The organism is Arthrobacter sp. yr096 (assembly GCF_900108925.1).
Lineage (GTDB): Bacteria > Actinomycetota > Actinomycetes > Actinomycetales > Micrococcaceae > Arthrobacter.
Window position 1 is genome coordinate 414535 of record NZ_FNYI01000003.1, and the last position, 18959, is coordinate 433493.

General features: G+C 62.0%; 19 protein-coding genes. 13 read left to right on the forward strand and 6 right to left on the reverse strand.

Annotated elements, in window-relative coordinates:
* Nucleotides 1–264 precede the first annotated feature (264 nt).
* The 5 genes from BMY91_RS09780 (at nt 265) to BMY91_RS09800 (ending at nt 5892) form a co-directional block, all read left to right on the forward strand.
* Entirely contained in the window at nt 265–1227 is a 963-nt protein-coding gene (locus tag BMY91_RS09780) for a heme o synthase (RefSeq protein ID WP_090821333.1), read from the forward strand.
* Between the two features lie 283 nt (nt 1228–1510).
* Nucleotides 1511–1891 carry a peptidase inhibitor family I36 protein gene (locus BMY91_RS09785; RefSeq protein ID WP_177179890.1) on the forward strand — a complete coding sequence of 127 codons (381 nt, stop codon included), beginning with the start codon at nt 1511–1513 and terminating at the stop codon, nt 1889–1891.
* Between the two features lie 29 nt (nt 1892–1920).
* On the forward strand, nt 1921–2799 hold the full coding sequence (locus tag BMY91_RS09790; protein ID WP_090821337.1) for a hypothetical protein: 879 nt from the start codon (nt 1921–1923) through the stop codon (nt 2797–2799).
* Nucleotides 2786–3928, forward strand: a complete 1143-nt coding sequence (locus BMY91_RS09795; protein WP_090821339.1) for a hypothetical protein — start codon at nt 2786–2788, stop codon at nt 3926–3928. Before BMY91_RS09790 ends, BMY91_RS09795 begins: the two co-directional genes overlap by 14 nt.
* Nucleotides 3925–5892 carry an ABC transporter ATP-binding protein/permease gene (locus BMY91_RS09800; protein ID WP_090821341.1) on the forward strand — a complete coding sequence of 656 codons (1968 nt, stop codon included), beginning with the start codon at nt 3925–3927 and terminating at the stop codon, nt 5890–5892. Before BMY91_RS09795 ends, BMY91_RS09800 begins: the two co-directional genes overlap by 4 nt.
* On the opposite strand, the gene BMY91_RS09805 is transcribed toward BMY91_RS09800, so the two are convergent.
* From BMY91_RS09805 to BMY91_RS09815, 3 genes are read right to left on the reverse strand one after another with little or no spacing between them, the layout of a single operon-like run.
* On the reverse strand, nt 5889–6845 hold the full coding sequence (locus tag BMY91_RS09805; protein ID WP_090821342.1) for a COX15/CtaA family protein: 957 nt from the start codon (nt 6843–6845) through the stop codon (nt 5889–5891). The two genes, BMY91_RS09800 and BMY91_RS09805, sit on opposite strands and share 4 nt — an antisense overlap.
* 46 nt (nt 6846–6891) lie before the next feature.
* Entirely contained in the window at nt 6892–7656 is a 765-nt protein-coding gene (locus tag BMY91_RS09810) for an ABC transporter permease (protein ID WP_090821343.1), read from the reverse strand.
* A complete protein-coding gene (locus tag BMY91_RS09815; protein WP_090821344.1) occupies nt 7653–8618 on the reverse strand; it encodes an ABC transporter ATP-binding protein in 966 nt (321 codons plus the stop codon). The genes BMY91_RS09810 and BMY91_RS09815 overlap by 4 nt, the downstream gene beginning before the upstream one ends.
* 109 nt (nt 8619–8727) lie before the next feature.
* Between BMY91_RS09815 and BMY91_RS09820 the strand changes: the two genes are divergently transcribed.
* The 6 genes from BMY91_RS09820 to BMY91_RS09845 are packed head-to-tail and all read left to right on the forward strand — an operon-like array spanning nt 8728 to nt 13881.
* Nucleotides 8728–9549: a helix-turn-helix transcriptional regulator gene (locus tag BMY91_RS09820; RefSeq protein WP_090821763.1), complete on the forward strand. Its 822-nt coding sequence runs from the start codon at nt 8728–8730 to the stop codon at nt 9547–9549.
* On the forward strand, nt 9549–11012 hold the full coding sequence (gene sufB / locus BMY91_RS09825) for a Fe-S cluster assembly protein SufB (protein WP_062068692.1): 1464 nt from the start codon (nt 9549–9551) through the stop codon (nt 11010–11012). Before BMY91_RS09820 ends, sufB begins: the two co-directional genes overlap by 1 nt.
* 2 nt (nt 11013–11014) lie before the next feature.
* Nucleotides 11015–12328 carry a Fe-S cluster assembly protein SufD gene (gene sufD / locus BMY91_RS09830; RefSeq protein WP_090821346.1) on the forward strand — a complete coding sequence of 438 codons (1314 nt, stop codon included), beginning with the start codon at nt 11015–11017 and terminating at the stop codon, nt 12326–12328.
* A 21-nt stretch (nt 12329–12349) separates the two neighbouring features.
* A complete protein-coding gene (locus BMY91_RS09835; protein WP_090821348.1) occupies nt 12350–12706 on the forward strand; it encodes a non-heme iron oxygenase ferredoxin subunit in 357 nt (118 codons plus the stop codon).
* Nucleotides 12707–12749: 43 nt separating this feature from the next.
* The gene (gene sufC, locus BMY91_RS09840) at nt 12750–13535 is read left to right on the forward strand and encodes a Fe-S cluster assembly ATPase SufC (RefSeq protein ID WP_014921882.1); all 786 of its coding nucleotides are present in this window, start codon (nt 12750–12752) and stop codon (nt 13533–13535) included.
* A gap of 13 nt (nt 13536–13548) precedes the next feature.
* On the forward strand, nt 13549–13881 hold the full coding sequence (locus BMY91_RS09845; protein WP_011774796.1) for a metal-sulfur cluster assembly factor: 333 nt from the start codon (nt 13549–13551) through the stop codon (nt 13879–13881).
* Nucleotides 13882–13966: 85 nt separating this feature from the next.
* On the opposite strand, the gene BMY91_RS09850 is transcribed toward BMY91_RS09845, so the two are convergent.
* Nucleotides 13967–14866, reverse strand: a complete 900-nt coding sequence (locus tag BMY91_RS09850; protein WP_090821350.1) for a KPN_02809 family neutral zinc metallopeptidase — start codon at nt 14864–14866, stop codon at nt 13967–13969.
* Between the two features lie 61 nt (nt 14867–14927).
* Here BMY91_RS09850 and BMY91_RS09855 point away from each other — a divergent pair, with 61 nt between their 5' ends.
* A complete protein-coding gene (locus BMY91_RS09855; protein WP_090821352.1) occupies nt 14928–16325 on the forward strand; it encodes a class I adenylate-forming enzyme family protein in 1398 nt (465 codons plus the stop codon).
* Nucleotides 16297–17520, forward strand: coding sequence for a thiolase family protein (locus tag BMY91_RS09860; RefSeq protein WP_090821354.1), 1224 nt, complete (start codon nt 16297–16299; stop codon nt 17518–17520). The genes BMY91_RS09855 and BMY91_RS09860 overlap by 29 nt, the downstream gene beginning before the upstream one ends.
* Before the next feature lie 36 nt (nt 17521–17556).
* On the opposite strand, the gene BMY91_RS09865 is transcribed toward BMY91_RS09860, so the two are convergent.
* Together BMY91_RS09865 and BMY91_RS09870 are read right to left on the reverse strand one after the other, a co-directional pair.
* Nucleotides 17557–18207, reverse strand: coding sequence for an energy-coupling factor transporter transmembrane component T family protein (locus BMY91_RS09865; RefSeq protein ID WP_090821355.1), 651 nt, complete (start codon nt 18205–18207; stop codon nt 17557–17559).
* Entirely contained in the window at nt 18204–18941 is a 738-nt protein-coding gene (locus BMY91_RS09870; protein WP_090821358.1) for an energy-coupling factor ABC transporter ATP-binding protein, read from the reverse strand. Before BMY91_RS09870 ends, BMY91_RS09865 begins: the two co-directional genes overlap by 4 nt.
* Between the last annotated feature and the right edge of the window lie 18 nt (nt 18942–18959).

Here is an 18959-nt window from a genome sequence, read left to right on the forward strand (position 1 = left end):
CAACGTGTGCTGATCTGCTCAACAGCTTAGCCCTAAACGTGTCATGTAACTCAGGGAATCCCACTAACTGGACAGAAATTCCCTTATATGAATCACAATGGCCCGGTGGTGGTGTGAAGATTCGGAAACATTGACGCATTTTGCGGACAACGGGCCACTTCCGGCCACGGTATGATATTTGGAGGCCACCAGCGGTTCGTGCGCCCGCGTTTCTTTGAAAGCCGGGATGGCAGCCGCTGTGAGAACCCCAGAGCATAGAACAGAGTGACTGCCGCCGTGAGCACAACTGATACGCCCCTTAACGCGTCCCCGGCCCGGGGAAGCATCGGAATTTCCCGTAAGTTCAAGGCGTATCTGGCTCTGACGAAACCCCGTGTCATCGAGTTGCTCCTGGTCAGCACTCTTCCCACCATGATCTTTGCGCAGCGCGGTTTCCCGTCCATTGGCTTGATCCTGGCAACGCTCGTTGGCGGCGCGTTCGCAGCCGGCAGCGCGGGGGTGTTCAACTGCTACATCGACCGCGACATCGACAAATTGATGCACCGCACTGAAAAGCGTCCCCTGGTCACCGGCGAGGTGACTCCACGCGAGGCCTTGGTGTTCGCTTGGATTCTGGGGGCTGCCTCCATCGCGATCCTGTGGTTCGGCGCCAACCCGCTATCCGCTTGGCTGGGCCTCGGTGCGATCGTTTTCTACGTGGTCATTTACACCATGATCCTGAAGCGCCGGACTGCCCAGAACATCGTATGGGGCGGGGCTGCCGGATGCTTCCCGGTACTCATCGCCTGGGCGGCTGTTACCAACACCGTTGAGTGGCCCGCAATCGTCCTTTTCATGGTCATCTTCCTTTGGACGCCTCCTCACTACTGGCCCCTGTCCATGCGTTACGGCGAGGACTACCGCAACGCAAAGGTGCCCATGCTCGGTGCCATCGCCGGCGCAAAAGTGGTCTCTGTACAGGTAGTTCTCTACGCCTGGGCCATGGTTGCCTGCTCCCTCCTGATGATCCCCGTCGGCGGGGCCGGCTGGGTCTACACAGTTGTTGCCGTTGCCGCCGGAGCGTGGTTCCTCTATGAGAGCCACGCCTTGTACAAGCGCGCACAGGGAGGCGACGTTTCCAACAAGGGCGCCATGAAGGTCTTCCACGGTTCCATCAGCTACCTGACATTGCTCTTTATCGCGCTGGCCGTGGACCCGTTCATCGGCTCACCGATCATCGGCGGCTAAGCCAAGCGCCAGCCCCTACAGCAAAAAGGTTCGACGCCGGTACTCACCTGAGTGCCGGCGTCGAACCTTTTCTGGTTTCCAGGACAGAACTTCTGATGCTCCAGGATGGGACGGGCCGCCACCTAGAGACCTCCCGCAACCACCTAGATTTGACTGTTGAGCACTCAAATTTGCCGCTAAACGTCACCTAGTTTGAGTTCTGGCGTCTAGGTGGTGGGCGTAGGCGCTTAGCGTTCGTGGTGGAACAAAGCTGTTCCAATCACCTCGAGCACTGGGGAAAACAGTGAAAGCAATCCTTCGTACAGCCGGAATTCTGACAGTGGCGTCAGCGTCAGTCCTGACCGGGGTGACTGCCGCCCAAGCCGCACCGGCATGCTCCACGGAGCGTGTATGCCTCTATGACGACTACTGGTTCACAGGAACACAGCGGTCCTATAACTGGGTCGCATCATATGTGGGTGACGCAGCAAACGATAAGGCCAGTTCGATCGTCATTGGCCCGCCGGCGAACGTTCAATCGCCCTACGTCTATCTGTACCGGGATCTCAACTACTCGGGCCATGCCGTCATTTTCCGTGGTGGCAACGCAGTGAACGATCTTCGGGGCGTGTCAATGTATTCAGGCGTGAACTGGGACGACGAGATCTCCAGCATCTGGGGTTAGCCTTGCGACCTCCCACCTTTGGATCCATCGTGCAGATTGCCGTGTCGCTTGCTGTTGTGGTGAGTCTCACCACGGCCTGTTCCGCCCCGTCAGCGGCACCGCCCATCGAACCTGCCACCGCCAGCTTGCCGTCCGTCGATCGTTCCGCCGGTGCCGGGGCAAGGGCATCCCTCAACGAAACAAGCGGTGAGGTGGTTCTCCCCATGAGTGCCTACTGGTACTCAGACCGCGAGAACGTCATGGTCAATACGGCGGTTGCCTTCCTCATTTACGACTGCGTCGAGGACGCGGGCTTCACGGTTGCACCCTGGGGAGGCGGAGGCAAGGCTCTGCAGGACTATAGATATGGTCAGTGGTCCCGTTCCCTGGCCGCGCGTAATGGTGCCATGCCGGAGATCCGCATGATTCCGGGTGTGATGGATGAACAACCGGAGCGCCCTCCCCTCAGCGCACAGCAACAGGAAATGGAAGTGAAGTGCACCAGTTCGGTGGGGCGCGCTGGTTTGCCTGAACTCCTTGAGGGCCTGGCCGGCGACACGTCTCTGCAGAACCAGATCACGCGCAACGCTGTGGCACTGACTGAACGCGATTCGGACTATGTAGCCTTCCGGCAGGGCTGGGAGGAGTGCGTCGCCGCCAAGGGCCTCAAGGTTGCCGAGGAAGGTTCGTGGAACCTAAAGTCGAGCGGCTCCAAGGAAGACGAGATTCGTGGTGCCTTGTTGGACCTTGATTGTAAAGAGGCCAGTGGCGGAGCAGGAAAACCTTATGACATTCTGGCGCAGTATCAGGCAGCACAGATGAAGGACCATCAAGCACAACTCAACGCCTTGGCAGAAGAGAAGGCGGCTGCAGTGGAGCATGCAAAGCAGATACTGCGGGATCACGGCGTGGCTGATGCAAGGCTCTGAGTCACTGACGTTTACCCGTGCCATGCGGCGTGTTCCGCGTTGGTGGCTGATTCCCGTGGCGGTTCTTGTTGTGCTGGCAGGGTTGGGCGCCGCGTACTGGGCCGGTGGTTCCGGCATGGCAGGGGCGGAACCGACGCCGTCCCTGGCGGTCGTTGTTCCAGTGTCGGCAACCGTGGAGCGTCGGGCAGTGGTTAAACAGACGGTCGTTGCAGGAAAAGTCATCGCGGGAGCACAGGCCGTTCTTAGGGCAAGCCTTGCCGATGGTGTTGACAGGCTGGTGGTGACATCAGCGGCCAAAGAGGCCGGAAGCCTGGTTGTCCCAGGAGAATTGCTGGCCGTCGTGTCCGGCAGACCTTTACTGATCCTGCCCGCCAGTGTCCCGTTGTACAGGGACATCACCCACGGTGACACGGGACCCGATGTGGAAGCCCTTCAGACCGGCTTGGCCTCGTTGGGTTATGGGTGTCCCGTAACAGGAACCTTTGATCTGCCAACCCAGCAGGCATTGGGTTTCTGGTACAAGGCGGCGGGGTTTCAGGCACCCACGGAGTTTGGTCCTTCAGCCAAGGCATCCCCGTCAGACGTCGTGTTCCACTGGCGGGAATTCATGCAGGTACCCGGTGACACCGGGACGATCGCGTTCATCGCTGGGCCTGGTGCCATTCTGGCAGAGGATGGGATCGTGGCACGGATCAATGTCGCCGCCGACTCAATTGTGGCCCGGGCCGATGTTGTCCAAGCGGAACAATTCCCTGTGGGCATGCCTGCAACGGTCAGGGCAGGATCCACAGTCCTGGAGACAGCCGTGGCGCAGGTCAGCAGCTTTCGGGAGGGGGACCCAAGTACGAACGAATTTCCAGGAAAAGACATCACCGTGACCCTGCCACCGGGGACACAGGGATTCGCGGCCGGCCAATCAGTCACCGTCACTGCAGGCAGCGCGGCCATGGAGTCCTTGGCCGTTCCGCTGATAGCCATTCGACAAGAGAGTGGTATGCCCTACCTCCTGGTTGAGGGGAACGGCGAGTCCCGACGATTGGACGTTAACATCACAGCGCAGGCGGACGGTTGGGTGGCCATCGCTGACGTCGACGGACTGGCTGTTGGGGACGAGGTCAAGCTGCAATGAGCACTCCCGTATCTTCCCCGAGATCGCCTGATCCCGAACAACGCCAGCCGATTCTCAGCTTGCGTGCAGTGGATCGGCTGTTTTCCGGAGCGAAGGCCCTGGACGACGTGTCTCTGGACATCCAGGAGGGGGAGTTCGTCGCTATCGTCGGTCCGTCGGGTTCGGGAAAGTCGACCCTGCTCAACATTCTCGGACTCCTGGACACACCGACGCGCGGTGTGTATCTGATCGATGGTGCGGACGTCCAAGGACTTAACCAGAAGCAGAGAGCGCAACGGCGGGCAGACGTTTTTGGCTTCGTCTTTCAGGAATCCCACATGGTGGGGCGGGACGCAGCAGCCCGGAATGCCGTGCTGGGCCTCCGCGCACGGGGAATTGGGATTGGTGTTCAGAAACAACTGGTCATACCGGCCCTTGCCAGATTTGGCCTTGCGGGCAGGGCCGCGATCCCGGCTGCGCTTTTGTCCGGGGGAGAGCGGCAACGGCTCGCCATTGCCAGGGCAGTAATGGGCACGCCCAGGGTAGTACTAGCCGACGAACCCACGGGCAGCCTGGACACGGCGAACGGCGAGATCGTCATCCACCACCTGCGCGAGCTCAGTGACTCTGGAACCACCGTGGCCATGGTGACCCACGATCCGGACATTGCCAAAGCTGCGGACCGCATCATCACCATGCGCGATGGAGCCATCGTCAAGGACACAGGTGAGCACCGGAACCGCCTCGTCATTCCAAAAGATTCGGTTCCCGTTCGAGGAAAGGACAAACCCACCTTCGTCCGGCACCGACGCCACGAGGCCGCGGATGTTATTGCTGACGCACTGTCCGCGCTCACGGTTCGTCCCGCCAAGGCCCTCTTGCTGATCATGGCATTCCTTCTGGGCAGCGGAGGGCTGGTAGCGGCCATCGGTCTCAGCGAGAGCGCCTCCGTCAAGGTATCTGCTCGGATCGACGCAGCCGCAAGAGACGAAGTCCGGGTGACGCGCGAGGGAGGTTATGCATCATGGGAGGCCGTCAGGAACGATCTCCAGGCATCCGCGGGACTTTTCGGTGTTCACGATGCCGGCGTCATTGCCGAGCTCTCATCGTCGGTGGTGCAGCCATCAACGTTCCGCCCCGCCACATTTCCCGAACAACCGATATTCAACGGAGCCGTACGGGTAGTTGACTCTGCCTACCTTCGCCTCCAAGGCGCAACGGTCTCTTTCGGCGACGCCGCCCTGCTCGACCAGTCGTTCGGGGGACCCGTTGCCATCCTGGGCCGGGAAGCCGCCGACCAACTGGGAGCCGCAAAGCCAGGACCCGGCGTCGTGGTGTGGCTGTATGGCCAGCCCGTCCCAGTGGTGGGGATTATTGACGACCCGGGCCGGGACCCTGTTCTGCCGGCAGCGGTCCTGGTGGGTATTGGATCCTATCCCTCGGCCAGCAACGTCGCAGCGAGCCTGGTCCTTCGAACCACTCCAGGGATGCCGGCCGCCATAGCGGAAGCGCTGCCGAAAGCGCTCCAGCCGAGCGATCCCGGCAACGTGAAGGTGCAGACCGTGGCGGATCTGCGCGAGCTCAGGCAAGGGATCAATTCGGACCTCGGCAGGCTGGTGGCCATCGTTTCAGTGGTATTGCTCGCCATGGCCTGTCTCAGCGCCGGAACCACCATGTATTTGGGCGTGCTGACGCGATCAAGCGAGATTGCACTCCGGCTGGCTCTGGGCATGCGACGCGGAGTACTGGCATCGATGTTCGTCACCGAAGGGGCAGTGGTGGGAGCCTTGGGCGGTGCTGCGGGCGCAGCTGTGGGCATGGGGGCTGTACTGGCCTACGCGTCAAGTCAGGGCTGGGCATCAGCGATCCCTTGGTATGCGTCGTTGTGGGGTGTTGGAGCGGGGCTCGCCAGCGGCATCCTGTCCGCCGTCTACCCGGCCGTACTGGCCATGCAGTCCAACCCCGCCCAACTCATTCGCGCCTAGGACACCTGATGGTGGACCGGGCTGGACTTTGCCACGTCCGCTGCGTTGGTGGCAGCACTCATCAGCAGGGCTGCGCCGAGCATGTGAGCGCCTACAAGCAATGCAGGGATGCCGTTGTAGTACTGCGTGAAGCCAATGACAGCCTGCAGCAACGTCACGCCGAGCAGGAGATACGTGGCGGTACGGAAAGGACCACCGATCTTTTGCCGGACCACCAGATACACGGCGAAAAGTGTGCCTGCGGTGATGAGGTACGCAGGAACCGCATGTATGTGGGAGAAGAGGTCCCAGTCGAGGTCGTTGCGCGGTGCATCCGCATCCCCGGCGTGCGGGCCGGCGCCAGTCACCACTACACCCAGCATCACGGCAATGGCAGCGAAGACCGCAACAGCCATGGTCAGGGGCCGGGCAATGCCCGGGAGGGACTGCAATGTCCTGTTCATGAAGCCCCCCGTGCGCCCGTAGGCGCGGTTGACCAGCAAGGTTGAGAAGACCACCAAGGCCATGGACACGAGGAAATGCAGGCCCACCACCCAAGGGTTCAGGCCCGACAGTACTGTGATACCGCCGATAACCGCCTGCGTGGGGATGCTTGCCAACAGACCCAGGGCAAGCATGAACAGGTCTCGGCGCTGCTTGCGCAGGTTCCACAAGTACACCAACATCAGGGCTGCGACAGCTGCGAGGGCGAACGTGAGGAGGCGGTTGCCGAATTCAATGAACCCGTGAACACCCATCTCAGGGGTGTTGACCAGCGAGTCGCTGGTGCATCGCGGCCACGTAGGGCAACCAAGGCCGGAGGCCGTAAGGCGCACTGCACCACCGGTGACCACCAGTACTGTCTGTCCAATGAGTGACAGCAAAGCCAGTCTACGTACGGCTTTGTTGACCTCGGTGGGCAACTTGGACGTGAACCGCTGGATGGTCTTGGGAAGGCGCGATGCCGTGCTCACAGTTTTCTCACTTCTCAGTTCTGCATTGTTGTCGGTGCCAGGTTGGTTAGTTCCACTTGAACCAGCGGATGGCTGCGGCCCCGGCCAGGACAGTCCACAGCAAGAGGATCAGGACAGCGGGAAATGGTACGGCTCCCAGCAAGAACGCGTCTCTGAGGGCTTGCCCCAATGCTCCTGAAGGCAGGAACTGGACGATTCCCTGGACCGCAGAAGGGAGCCGTTCGGACGGCACCACAATCCCGCCAAGCGCGCCCAGCAGGATCCACAGCAGGTTGGTGATGGCCAGGGTTGCTTCAGGACGAACCGTGCCCGCAACCAGCAGGCCAAGTGCTGTGAAGGCGGCGGCGCCAAGCACCAGCAACCCGATTCCCGCGGGCCACGCCTCGAGCCGCGGCTGCCAGCCCAGGAAGCCGGCGATGACTCCAACCACTACTACCTGGAGAAGGAGGACCACCAGCACAGCGAGGATCTTTCCGGCTATGAGCCCGCCCCTGCCCAGGGGCGTGGTGGACAGGAAGCGAAGGACTCCGTAGCGACGATCAAATCCGGTAGCAATGCCTTGGCCGGTAAAGGCCGTGGACATGGCGCACAGAGCCAGGATTCCCGGGGTGGCCACGTCAACACGGGTTCCACCCAGACCATCAAGCAGTGGAGTGACTACCAGCCCCACCAAGGCCATCAAGGGCAGGACGATCGCGAGAATGAGTTGCTCGCCGTTCCGCAGCATAGTGATGGTCTCGTACCGCCCCTGTTGAACGATCCGGCGGGCCAGTGACGCCGGTCCGGCGTTGGGGGAGAGGAGCTTGCTCATCGGAGGTCCCTTCCGGAAATATCCAGGAACACGTCTTCCAGGCTTCGGGCTTCCAGGCGCAGTGAGGCAGGCATGATGTTCCGTTCCGCCCACCAGGCAGTCAGCGTTGCCAGATCCCGCGGCGTGAGTTCGCCTGTGATGGAGTAACTACCGGAGCGCGTTTCCGATACTTGCAGGCCCGCTCTGAGAACTCCGGCGAACTCGAGTCCGGCCGGGGCGTCGAAGTACAGGGTGCGATCAGTGATGGCGGCCCCGGCCGTGTGGTCATGCTTGAGGAGCTCGGAAACGGTCCCCTCCACCACGTTGTGACCGCCATCAATGATGTACACGTAGTCAGCCAGGCGTTCGGCGTCGTCCATCAGGTGCGTGGTGAGGACGATGCCCATGCCGGCGTCCCGAAGTTCGGCGATCAAGTCGAAAACCATCTGGCGGGATTGTGGGTCCAACCCTGCACTGGGCTCGTCAAGGAAGAGGATCTCGGGGTTTCCCACCAGTGCGGCTGCCAGCGCCAGCCGTTGTTTCTGGCCGCCCGACAGGCGGCGCACATTGGTCCGGCTGAACTGGTTGATGCCGAGGCGTTCCACCAGGGCATCGATATTCATCGGGTTTCGGTACATGCCGGCAACGTGTCGCAACAGCGGGATAGGACGGGCCGACGGCGGCAAGCCACCGTCCTGGAGCATCACACCGACGCGGGACCGCAGGCCGGCACCGGCGGTATCCGGGTCTGCGCCCAGCAGGGAAATGGTCCCCCCGGTTCGCTTCCGCAGACCTTGGGCGCACTCAAGCGTGGTGGTCTTCCCGGCGCCGTTCGCTCCCAACAGCGCGGTGACTTGGCCTCGCTCGGCCACCATGGACAGTCCACTGACCACCCGGAGCATTTTGCCGTCAAGGGAGGCCAGGGGGCCTACATCCTTAATGAGTCCATCTATGGTGAGGACAGGGGAATCAGGGGATCGCACCAGAGTATTCTACGGGAAGTAGTACGGTCACACTTGGCAGGGAGCCCAGGTCAGTCTTGCCTTACTGGATGCATGAAACAAATTACGACATGATTGTGTTGTGTATTCCATGAGCAGTCCAGTTTCCATGCCTTCACAACGGCATGCTGCAGCGGCAGAGGCCCTGGTCGCCTCGCCTGCGCTGCCGGACGCGGATGACCGCACCCGGGACCGCGTCCTCAGCGCCGTGCTCGAAAATGGTCCAGTGAGCGCCGCCGAACTCGGCGACCTCCTCGGATTCACGCCCGCCGCGGTTCGCAGGCATCTTGACCATTTGGAACGCAGCGGTGAGATCGAGGTCAAGCGCGTAGCCAAGGCAGGTTCCGGCGCAGGGCGACCCGCCCGCCGCTATGTCCTCAGCTCCCAGGGACAATCCCGACTCGGCGACGATTACCTGAATATTGCCAGTTCAGCCCTCAGGCGCCTCCAGGAACTCGCCGGGGAAGACGCCGTCCGCGAGTATGCGGAGGAACGTTTCTCCGACATGGAGCGCCGTTATGCCCCGGACGTCGAAGCTGCCGGGGATGACATCACAGCGCGGGCCATGGCACTGTCCAAGGCCCTCAGTCGCGACGGTTTTGTTGCCTCTGCCCACTCCATTGAGGCCAAATCGCCCCTGCCGGCAGCGCTGTCCAGCGTGCAGCTTTGCCAGGGGCATTGCCCCATCCAACGCCTTGCTGCGGAGTTCCCGGTGTTTTGCGATACCGAGACCAAGGTTTTCTCCCGCCTGGTGGGCGTCGATGTCCGGCGCCTATCCACTCTCGCCCAGGGCGGACACGTTTGCACCACCCACATACCTACCGGGCGCCCGGCTGCCACGGCATCTCCGGATGCCGCAGAGCAGTCCGGGAGTCCGTACCAGGAATCAAACAACCAGCAAGAAAGGCCGTGATGACGGACCAAATAGCAGAGAAAGCGGTAGCCGAAGGCACTGTGATCTCGGAGATTCTGGAGAAGAATCCCGAACTGCACGGTATCGGAAACTACGAGTACGGCTGGGCCGACAAGAACGACGTAGGCGCAAATGCCCGTCGTGGCCTCAACGAGGAGGTTGTCCGCGACATCTCCTCGAAGAAGAACGAGCCCGAATGGATGCTCGATCTGCGGCTTAAGGGCCTGAAGTACTTCGACCGCAAGCCCATGCCTACCTGGGGTGCAGACCTCTCGGGCATCGACTTCGACAACATCAAGTACTTCGTGCGTTCCACCGAGAAGCAGGCGGCAACGTGGGAAGACCTTCCCGAGGACATCCGCAACACGTACGAGAAACTGGGCATCCCGGAAGCCGAGCGCAGCCGGCTCGTCTCGGGTGTTGCCGCACAGTATGAGTCCGAGGTTGTCTACCACCAGATCCGCGAGGACCTGGAAGCCCAGGGCGTTATCTTCCTGGACACTGACACCGCCTTGCGCGAACACCCGGAGATCTTCCAGGAGTACTTCGGAACCATCATCCCCGTGGGCGACAACAAGTTCGCCTCGTTGAACACGGCTGTATGGTCCGGCGGATCGTTCGTGTACGTGCCCAAGGGCGTGCACGTGGACATCCCCCTGCAGGCCTACTTCCGTATCAACACGGAGAACATGGGCCAGTTCGAGCGCACGCTGATCATTGCTGATGAGGACTCCTACGTTCACTACATCGAAGGCTGCACGGCTCCGATCTACACCTCGGACTCGCTGCACTCCGCCGTTGTGGAGATCATCGTGAAGAAGGGCGCCCGCGTCCGCTACACCACCATCCAGAACTGGTCCACCAACGTGTACAACCTGGTCACCAAGCGCGCCATCTGCGAAGAGGGCGCAACCATGGAGTGGATCGATGGCAACATCGGCTCGAAGGTGACCATGAAGTACCCGGCCGTCTACCTGGTTGGCGAGCACGCCAAGGGTGAGACGCTGTCCATCGCCTTCGCAGGCGAGGGCCAGCACCAGGACACCGGCTCCAAGATGGTGCACATCGCGCCGAACACCAAGAGCTCCATCATTTCCAAGTCCGTGGCCCGCGGCGGCGGCCGTGCCGCTTACCGCGGCTTGGTCCAGGTCCGCGAAGGCGCCAAGCACTCGGCCAACACGGTCCGTTGCGACGCTCTCCTGGTGGACACGATTTCCCGTTCGGACACGTACCCGTACATCGACATCCGCGAGGATGACGTTGTCATGGGCCACGAGGCCACCGTTTCCCGCGTCAGCGAAGAGCAGCTCTTCTATCTGATGTCCCGCGGCATGCCTGAAGACGAGGCCATGGCCATGATCGTTCGCGGCTTCATCGAGCCGATTGCGCGTGAATTGCCCATGGAATACGCCCTCGAGCTGAACCGCTTGATTGAACTGCAGATGGAAGGGTCCGTCGGTTAACAATGACTGATATCACTACTGAAAAGGCGCGCATCGGCGCGCCCTCGGCCCAGCCGTTTATCAACGGCTTCACCGAGGAAGGCGAGAACCTTTCGCCCGTCAACACAGGTACAAATACGTCCACGACGTCGGAGCAGCCCTCCGCTGGTCCGCTCGCCGGTGCTTCGGCCAAGAGCCACTCGCACGGTGGCGGCGTGGGGATTCCGGACAGCTCGCGGGCCGGCCGCCTCACCTCGTACAAGCTTGCTGACTTCAAGCCGCTGAACGGCCTTGAGGAAGACTGGCGGTTCACACCGCTCAAGCGCCTGCGTGGCCTTCACACCGAAGTCCTCAACGGCGCAGCTCCGGCCGTCAGCGTCACCGCACCTGCCGGCGTCGTTGTTGAAACTGTGGGACGCGATGACAAGCGCATCGGCCAAGCGGCCATCCCGGAAGATCTTGTGTCTGCCAATGCCTGGGAGAACTTCGCGGAGGCAACGGTTGTGACCGTGCCTGCCGAGCTGCAGGCGGAGTCTGAGGTTTCCGTCCTGATTACCGGCGCCGGTGAGGCACCTTCTGCCCAGCACATCGTGATTGTGGCAGAGCGCTTCTCCAAAGCCGTTGTGGTCCTGGACCACCAGGGCACCGCAGTTGTCTCCGAGAATGTGGAGATCATCGTTGAAGACGGCGCTGAACTGACCGTTGTGTCGCTGCAGGAGTGGGCAGACAACGCAGTTCACGCTTCATCGCAGCAGGCAAAGATCGGCCGCGATGCCAAGTTCAAGCACATCGTTGTCAGTCTTGGCGGCGACCTCGTCCGCGTCACCCCGTCCACCCGCTTCACTGCGCCGGGCGCCGACGTCGAAATGTTCGGCCTATACTTCGCCGATGCAGGACAGCACCTTGAGCAGCGCCTGTTCGTTGACCACGCAGTGGCCAACTGCAAGTCCCGCGTTCTGTACAAGGGTGCACTGCAGGGCCGCAATGCTCACAGCGTGTGGGTTGGCGACGTCCTTATCCGCAAGGAAGCAGAAGGCACCGACACCTACGAGGCCAACCGCAACCTGGTCCTCACCGACGGTGCCCGCGCGGACTCAGTTCCCAACCTCGAAATCGAAACCGGCTTGATTGAGGGTGCCGGCCATGCCAGCGCCACCGGCCGTTTCGATGATGAGCACCTGTTCTACCTCATGGCCCGTGGCATTCCCGAAAAGGTTGCCCGCCGCCTGGTGGTCCGAGGCTTCCTCAACGAGATCATCCAGCAGATCAAGGTTCCGGCAATCGAAGAGCGCCTGACCGCAGCTGTTGAGCGCGAACTCGCCGCGACCGACAACTAAGACAGGCCAGGCAGGACAACAATGAGTGAAGACACCAAGGGCGAACTGGTATGCAACGCCAATGACATCCAGGTCAAGCAGGCGCTGCGCGTCCTGATCGATGACTACCCCGTAGCCATCGTGAAGGATTCGATGGGCGATATCCACGCCATCGCCGATACCTGCTCGCACGCGGACATCTCGTTGTCCGAGGGCGAGGTTGAAGGCTGCGCGATCGAATGCTGGGGACACGGTTCCCAGTTCGACCTCCGCAGTGGACAGCCCCTCCAGCTGCCTGCTTACGACCCCGTCCCCGTTTTCGCCGTCACCATCGATGGTGACGACGTCTACGTGGATGTGACCAACGTTGTGAACGGTGCCTCGGTAGATAACTACTGAGCGCCCAGTACCGCCAGACTTACGAACGAAAAGAAAGAAGAGCATGTCAACTCTTGAGATCAAGGATCTGCACGTCAGCATTGAGACGGAGCAGGGCACCAAGGAGATCCTGAAGGGCGTCAGCCTCACCATCAAGACCGGTGAGACGCACGCAATCATGGGCCCCAACGGCTCCGGCAAGTCCACGCTGGCTTCCACCATCGCAGGCCACCCCCGCTACAACGTCACCAGCGGCACCATCACCCTGGACGGCGAAGACGTCCTGGAGATGAGCGTCGACGAACGCGCCCGTGCCGGCGTCTTCCTGGCCATGCAGTACCCGGTAGAGGTCCCCGGCGTCACCATGACCAACTTCCTTCGCACTGCCAAGACCGCCATTGACGGCGAAGCTCCGGCCCTCCGTACCTGGACCAAGGACGTCAAGGCTGCCATGCAGCAGCTGCGTATCGACGCCGACTTTGCACAGCGCAACGTCAACGAAGGCTTCTCCGGCGGTGAGAAGAAGCGAGTTGAAATCCTCCAGCTCGAACTCTTCAAGCCGAAGTTCGCCATCCTTGACGAGACCGACTCCGGCCTGGATGTTGACGCTCTGAAGGTTGTCTCCGAGGGCGTCAACCGCGCACACGAAGAGGGCAACATGGGCACCCTGCTCATTACCCACTACACCCGCATCCTGCGCTACATCAAGCCGGACTTCGTTCACGTCTTCGTGGACGGCAAGGTTGTTGAAGAGGGCGGCCCCGAGCTCGCTGACCGTCTTGAAGACGAAGGCTACGATCGCTACGCCCCGGGCGCAGGCGTTGCCGTTGCTCCTGCTGTGCAGGCCTAGTTAGGATCTTTCCATGACCGAAATCAACACGGCGCGAACCAGCCTCGAGGACGTCGAGGAAGCGCTCAAGGACGTCATTGACCCCGAGCTTGGGGTCAACGTGGTGGACTTAGGCCTTCTCTACGGACTCAAGTACTCGGACGAGGACGGCGCCCTCCTGATCGACATGACACTGACAACAGCGGCCTGCCCGTTGACTGACGTGCTTGAAGAGCAGGTTGGCAAATCACTCGATGGAGTCGTCGATGACTGGCGCCTGAACTGGGTATGGATGCCGCCATGGGGTCCTGAACGGATCACGGACGACGGTAAGGACCAGATGCGGGCCCTCGGCTTCAACATCTGATCAGTAAGTTTCTCCTGCTCTCAGCGGGTAAAAGAATGGTTCCGGGCAGGTTGCCCGGAACCATTCTTCGTTGAGGCGGAAAACCCTAAGGAGAAGCCACCCCAAAAGTGTCGCACTTGTTGATGTCGCCCGTGGTGTACCCCTGGTAGAACCACTTCTGCCGCTGCTCGCTGGAACCGTGCGTCCACGATTCGGGCGATACTCTTCCGGTGGCGGCCTGCTGGATCCGGTCATCGCCGACGGCGGACGCGGCCGAGAGGGCGTCGCGCAAGTCCTGCTCAGTAAGGGGATCGAGGAACGGTTTTCCGCTGGCATCGGTCTGAGTGGTCGCGTGGCGTACCCATAGGCCTGCGTAGCAATCAGCCTGCAACTCAACGCGCACAGCACCTGACTGCGGCCCCTGCGGATCCTGCTGTGCCTGGTCCAGGGTGCCCAGGATGTTCTGAACGTGGTGCCCGAATTCGTGGGCCACCACATACTCCTGGGCCAAGGGACCGCCCGAGGAGCCAAAACGCGTCACCAGTTCATCGAAGAAGCCGGGATCGAAATACGCCTTAACGTCCGCCGGGCAATAGAAGGGTCCCACTGCTGTGGTAGCCGGGCCGCATCCGGTATTCGTGGCGGCATCAAAAATGACCGTTCCTGGGCGGGAGTATTTCACGTTGTACTGAGCAAGATAGTCCGGCCAGAAAGCGTTGAGGCTATTCACAGTGCCCGTGATCCGGCAGTCGAGACGCTTGTCCGCATCCGCACCTGTTTGGCATTCCTGGACGCCTCCGGCGCCTCCACTTTCGACGGCGGGAGGCTGGCTGCCGCCGCCCGTCAAGTCGCCGAGAATGTTGGGGTTGATCCCGAACAGTGCCAGGAGGAGAACCACAATGCCGCCTCCGATGCCACCGCCAATCTTGGTTCCCCTGCCCATTCCACCGCCACGTCGGTCTTCCACCTGGGAAGGGTCAAGCTGCGCGCCATCGTTGAAACTCATACAGTCAGAATAGACGTCACTTTTGGTGACCGGGGTCGGACACTGCCGTAAAATTACGTGGATGCCCTTCCTGGACAAAATTCAGCTCTGGGCCGAGGAGCGCCCCCACGACACCGCCGTCGTTGTGGGCAGCAGTCGGCTCACCTGGGCCGGACTTCGCGATGCCGCTGCAGCGCTCCCCGGCCAGTCGACCAACACCACTGTCCTCGCCGAACCCAACTCGAGCCAGTTCATCGAACGCTATGCGGCCGCTGTCGCGGGGGAGCGCCGCTGCGCGGTGCTGGACCCGCAATGGCCGGCCCCCATGATCGAAGACGTCACTGCGCGGATCCGGGCGGCTGCCGTTCCTGCCACCGGCAAAGATGAGCTGGTGGACGGCGACCCTTCCAGCACTTTCCTCATTGGGCTCACCTCTGGCACCACGTCGATTCCGAAGGCCTTCACGCGTTCGCGGCGTTCGTGGCAGGTTTCATTCGAGGCGTCCATCGAGTTCTTTGGCCTCTCCCAGGACGACAGGACCTTGGCTCCGGGTCCCCTGTCCGCCAGCCTGAACCTGTATGCGCTCTCGGAGTGCCTCTATGCAGGAGCTGCCTTCCACACCCTGCCCACGTTCGACGTCGGAGATGCCCACGCCGCTATCAGCCATGACGGCATCACCAGGCTGGTGCTGGCACCTACCATTCTCCGGCTGCTCAGTGAGCGCGGGCTCGCTGGTGACGTTGACGCGTCCGGTATCCGCAGCATCATTTGTGCCGGTTCCAAGCTGGATGCCCGCACGTTGGAGGCCGCACGACGCTGGGCACCCCATGCAGCCATCTATGAGTACTACGGTGCCTCAGAGTTGAGTTTTGTGTCCGGCACCCGTCTGGCCGCCGGCCAGCCGCTTGACGCCAGCGGTACCGGCATCGGTTCGCCGTTCCCGGGAGTGGACTTAGGCATCCTTGACGATGCCGGCCGCTCCCTGGCCGACGGCGAACATGGCAACATCAGCGTGCGCAGCGGCATGGTCAGCAACGGTTACCTATGGGGCGACGACGGCCAGGCCCTGCGGTGCCTGGATGGCTGGTTCACGGTGGGCGACCAGGGGTACCTTGATCGGGGGACGCTGCATATTCTTGGCCGTCGTTCGGACATGATCATCACGTCGGGGAAGAACGTCTACCCGCACGAGGTGGAACTGGCTCTCGCGTCAGTTCCCGGTATTGAGCTCGCAGTAGCCGCCGGAGCGCCCGACGATATCCGCGGCCAGAAGGTGATTGCCGGCGTCGTTCCTGCTTATGGCGCCGTCACCGCCACTCAACTCCGCAGCGGTCTGGACGGGTTGTTGGCACGCGACAAACGCCCGTTGCAATATTTCCTGTTGTCGGAGCTGCCCATGACAGACCGTGGCAAGGTCAGCAGGAAAGTCCTTCTGGATTGGATCAAGAATCATGACCCGCGGGCGCAGCCCCTTGCTTAGCCCGGCGCCATGGGACGGCACCACCGACGAATCACGGCAACCGGTCATCATCGCAGCGCTGAGGACGCCGGTTTGCCGCGCCAACGGCCAGCTGAAACAGCTCCGCGCCCCTGACCTCCTGGCCCCGGTCCTGCGCTCCTTGGTGGAGTCCCTGAACGTGCTGCCCGCTGATGTGGACGATGTCATTATGGGAAACGCCGTGGGTGGAGGCGGGAATGTGGCCCGGTTCGCCGCCCTCCAGGCCGGAATGCCCACCAGCGTGCCTGGGCTGACAGTGGATCGCCAATGCGGCTCGGGCCTGGACGCCATCGCTTTGGCGTCCAGGCTGGTGGCGGCGGGCGGCGATCCGCTGTATCTCGCAGGCGGAGTGGAGAGCATCAGTACCGCACCTGCCCGCGCCAACAGGAACGACGACGGCGGACTGGACTTCTACTCCCGGGCTGCCTTTGTGCCGCCACAGTTTGGCGACCCGGACATGGGGGTTGCGGCAGAAAATGTTGCCCGGACGTTCGGTGTCACCCGCCAACGGCAGGATGAGTACGCCCTCCGAAGCCATCGTCGCGCAGTGGACGCCGCCAAGGGTGGCCGGTTCGCAGGGGAGATCGTTCCGCTGCCGGGCAACGGAGCCCGAGTGGACGCCGACGACGGCCCCAGGCCTGCGCTCCGGGCGGCCCTCATGGAGCGGTTCCCGGCTGCCTTCGTGCCCGGCGGAACGGTGACGGCCGGAAACTCCTGCTTCGACGCGGACGCCGCATCCGCCGTCGTGGTCACCTCACTGAAGCGTGCACGCGCCCTGGGCGCCGCAGACGGGCTGCTGGTGCTCGGCAGTGACACCACCGGCGTTGAGCCGGAACTGCTGGGTATCGGTGCCGCGTATGCGGCAAACCGGTTGTTGACGACGCTGGGCGTGGCATCGGACGACGTTGACCTGATCGAGTTCAACGAAGCCTTCGCTTCACAGACGATTGCCTGCATGGACCACGTAGGGATTGATCCGGAGAGGGCCAACCTGGATGGTGGGGCTCTGGCTTTGGGGCACGGTTACGGTGCCTCGGGTGCTGTCCTAATAACCCGTCTTCTGGCTCAAGCTCGACGGCGCAACGACATGGGGTTGGAGATGCCTCTGGGTTTGGCGATGATCAGCAGTGCTGGTGGACTCGGAACGGCAACCCTTGTTAAGTATGCCAATCTGTGAAGCATTCGACGCTGTGAAGTAGTCGACTCTGGCGCTCTAGCTGTACATCCAGCGCCCGGACGCCGGGTCGTCCGGTTCCCCCAGACCGCGTGCAGCCAAGGCGTCGCCGGTCTGCCGCGCGTAGGCCACCGTGGTGATGAACACCGGGAGCACCAGTGCCCGGGGGTTGCGTTCCAGCCCGCGTGCACGCGCCGAGTCCCGTACGTCTGAGAAAGCGCCTGCAATGAAGGGGATGCTCCTCAGCATCACGGCGATGGTGAGCGCGAAACGTTCAGGGTCCGCACCGAAACGTCGGAATGGCTTGGCGATGCCAACCACTCCATCCAGAAGTTCCTGCACAGGCGTCGTGGCCGTAAGCACAGAGGCTGCCACCACACACACCAGGACGTTCAGCACAATGCGCGCGGCAGTTGGTCCACCCAGCTGCCACCACTGGAAAAGGCCGATGATCAAAAGAATCGGAGCCACCATCCAGATGGCCCGCCCCAGACGTCGGTAGCCGGCGCCGCTCAACAGGAACAAACCGCTCATCACAGCGAAGGCAAGCAGGGAAACCGTCCAGTCCACAATCAGGAAGGAGACAGCGCCGCAGGCTGCCACCACCAGGAACTTAAGCCACAGGGGAGTGCGATGGATGATCGAGTTGCCGCGGACGTAGTTGCCGATCAGGAAACCGTGGCCCCTCACTGTGGCGCCTGACCCAGTGATGGTGCGTCCAGTGTTGCCGCGCACAGCGCCCGGTAGAAGGAGACGCCTTCGGCCGGGCTGCCGTCGAACACTATGCGGCCGGCTTCCACCACCAAAACCCGATCCATATCCATGGCAAGGTCAAGGTCGTGGGTGGACATGACCACCTGCTGATCCAGCCCGGCGATGGTTCGGCGCAGGAGCTCGCGGTTCCTGAGATCCAGGAGAGTTGAGGGCTCATCCAGGACCAGAACCTTTGGGTCCACCGCGAGAACTGCGGCCAAGGCCAGCAGTTGGCGCTCACCGCCTGAGAGCTCGTAGATGCTTTGGTCGGCAAGGCGCAAGAGCCCAAAGCGCTCCAGGACAGACTCGGCCCGGCACGCACGTTCTTTTGAATTCCTCACGGAACGGCGCAGGGACAGTTCCACATCCTCGCGGCCGGTTGGCATCACCAGCTGCGATAGAGGATCGGTGAAGACGAAGCCCACGTTGGCCCTCACCCGACGGACGGCAGCAGTTGTGCTGTCCCCGTGAACCACAACTGTGCCCTCGCTGGGCTCAACCAGGCCGTTCAGGAGCCTGAGGAGTGTGGACTTTCCGGAACCGTTGGCCCCAATGACGCCGATTCGACGCTCGGACAATTCCAGGGAGACGTCACGCAGCAGGGTCTTGGGCGCGTCGCTGCCGTCAATTGCGACGCGCACCGAGACGCTGCTGAAATTAATGGAGCTCATGTACTGATTGTTCCCGCT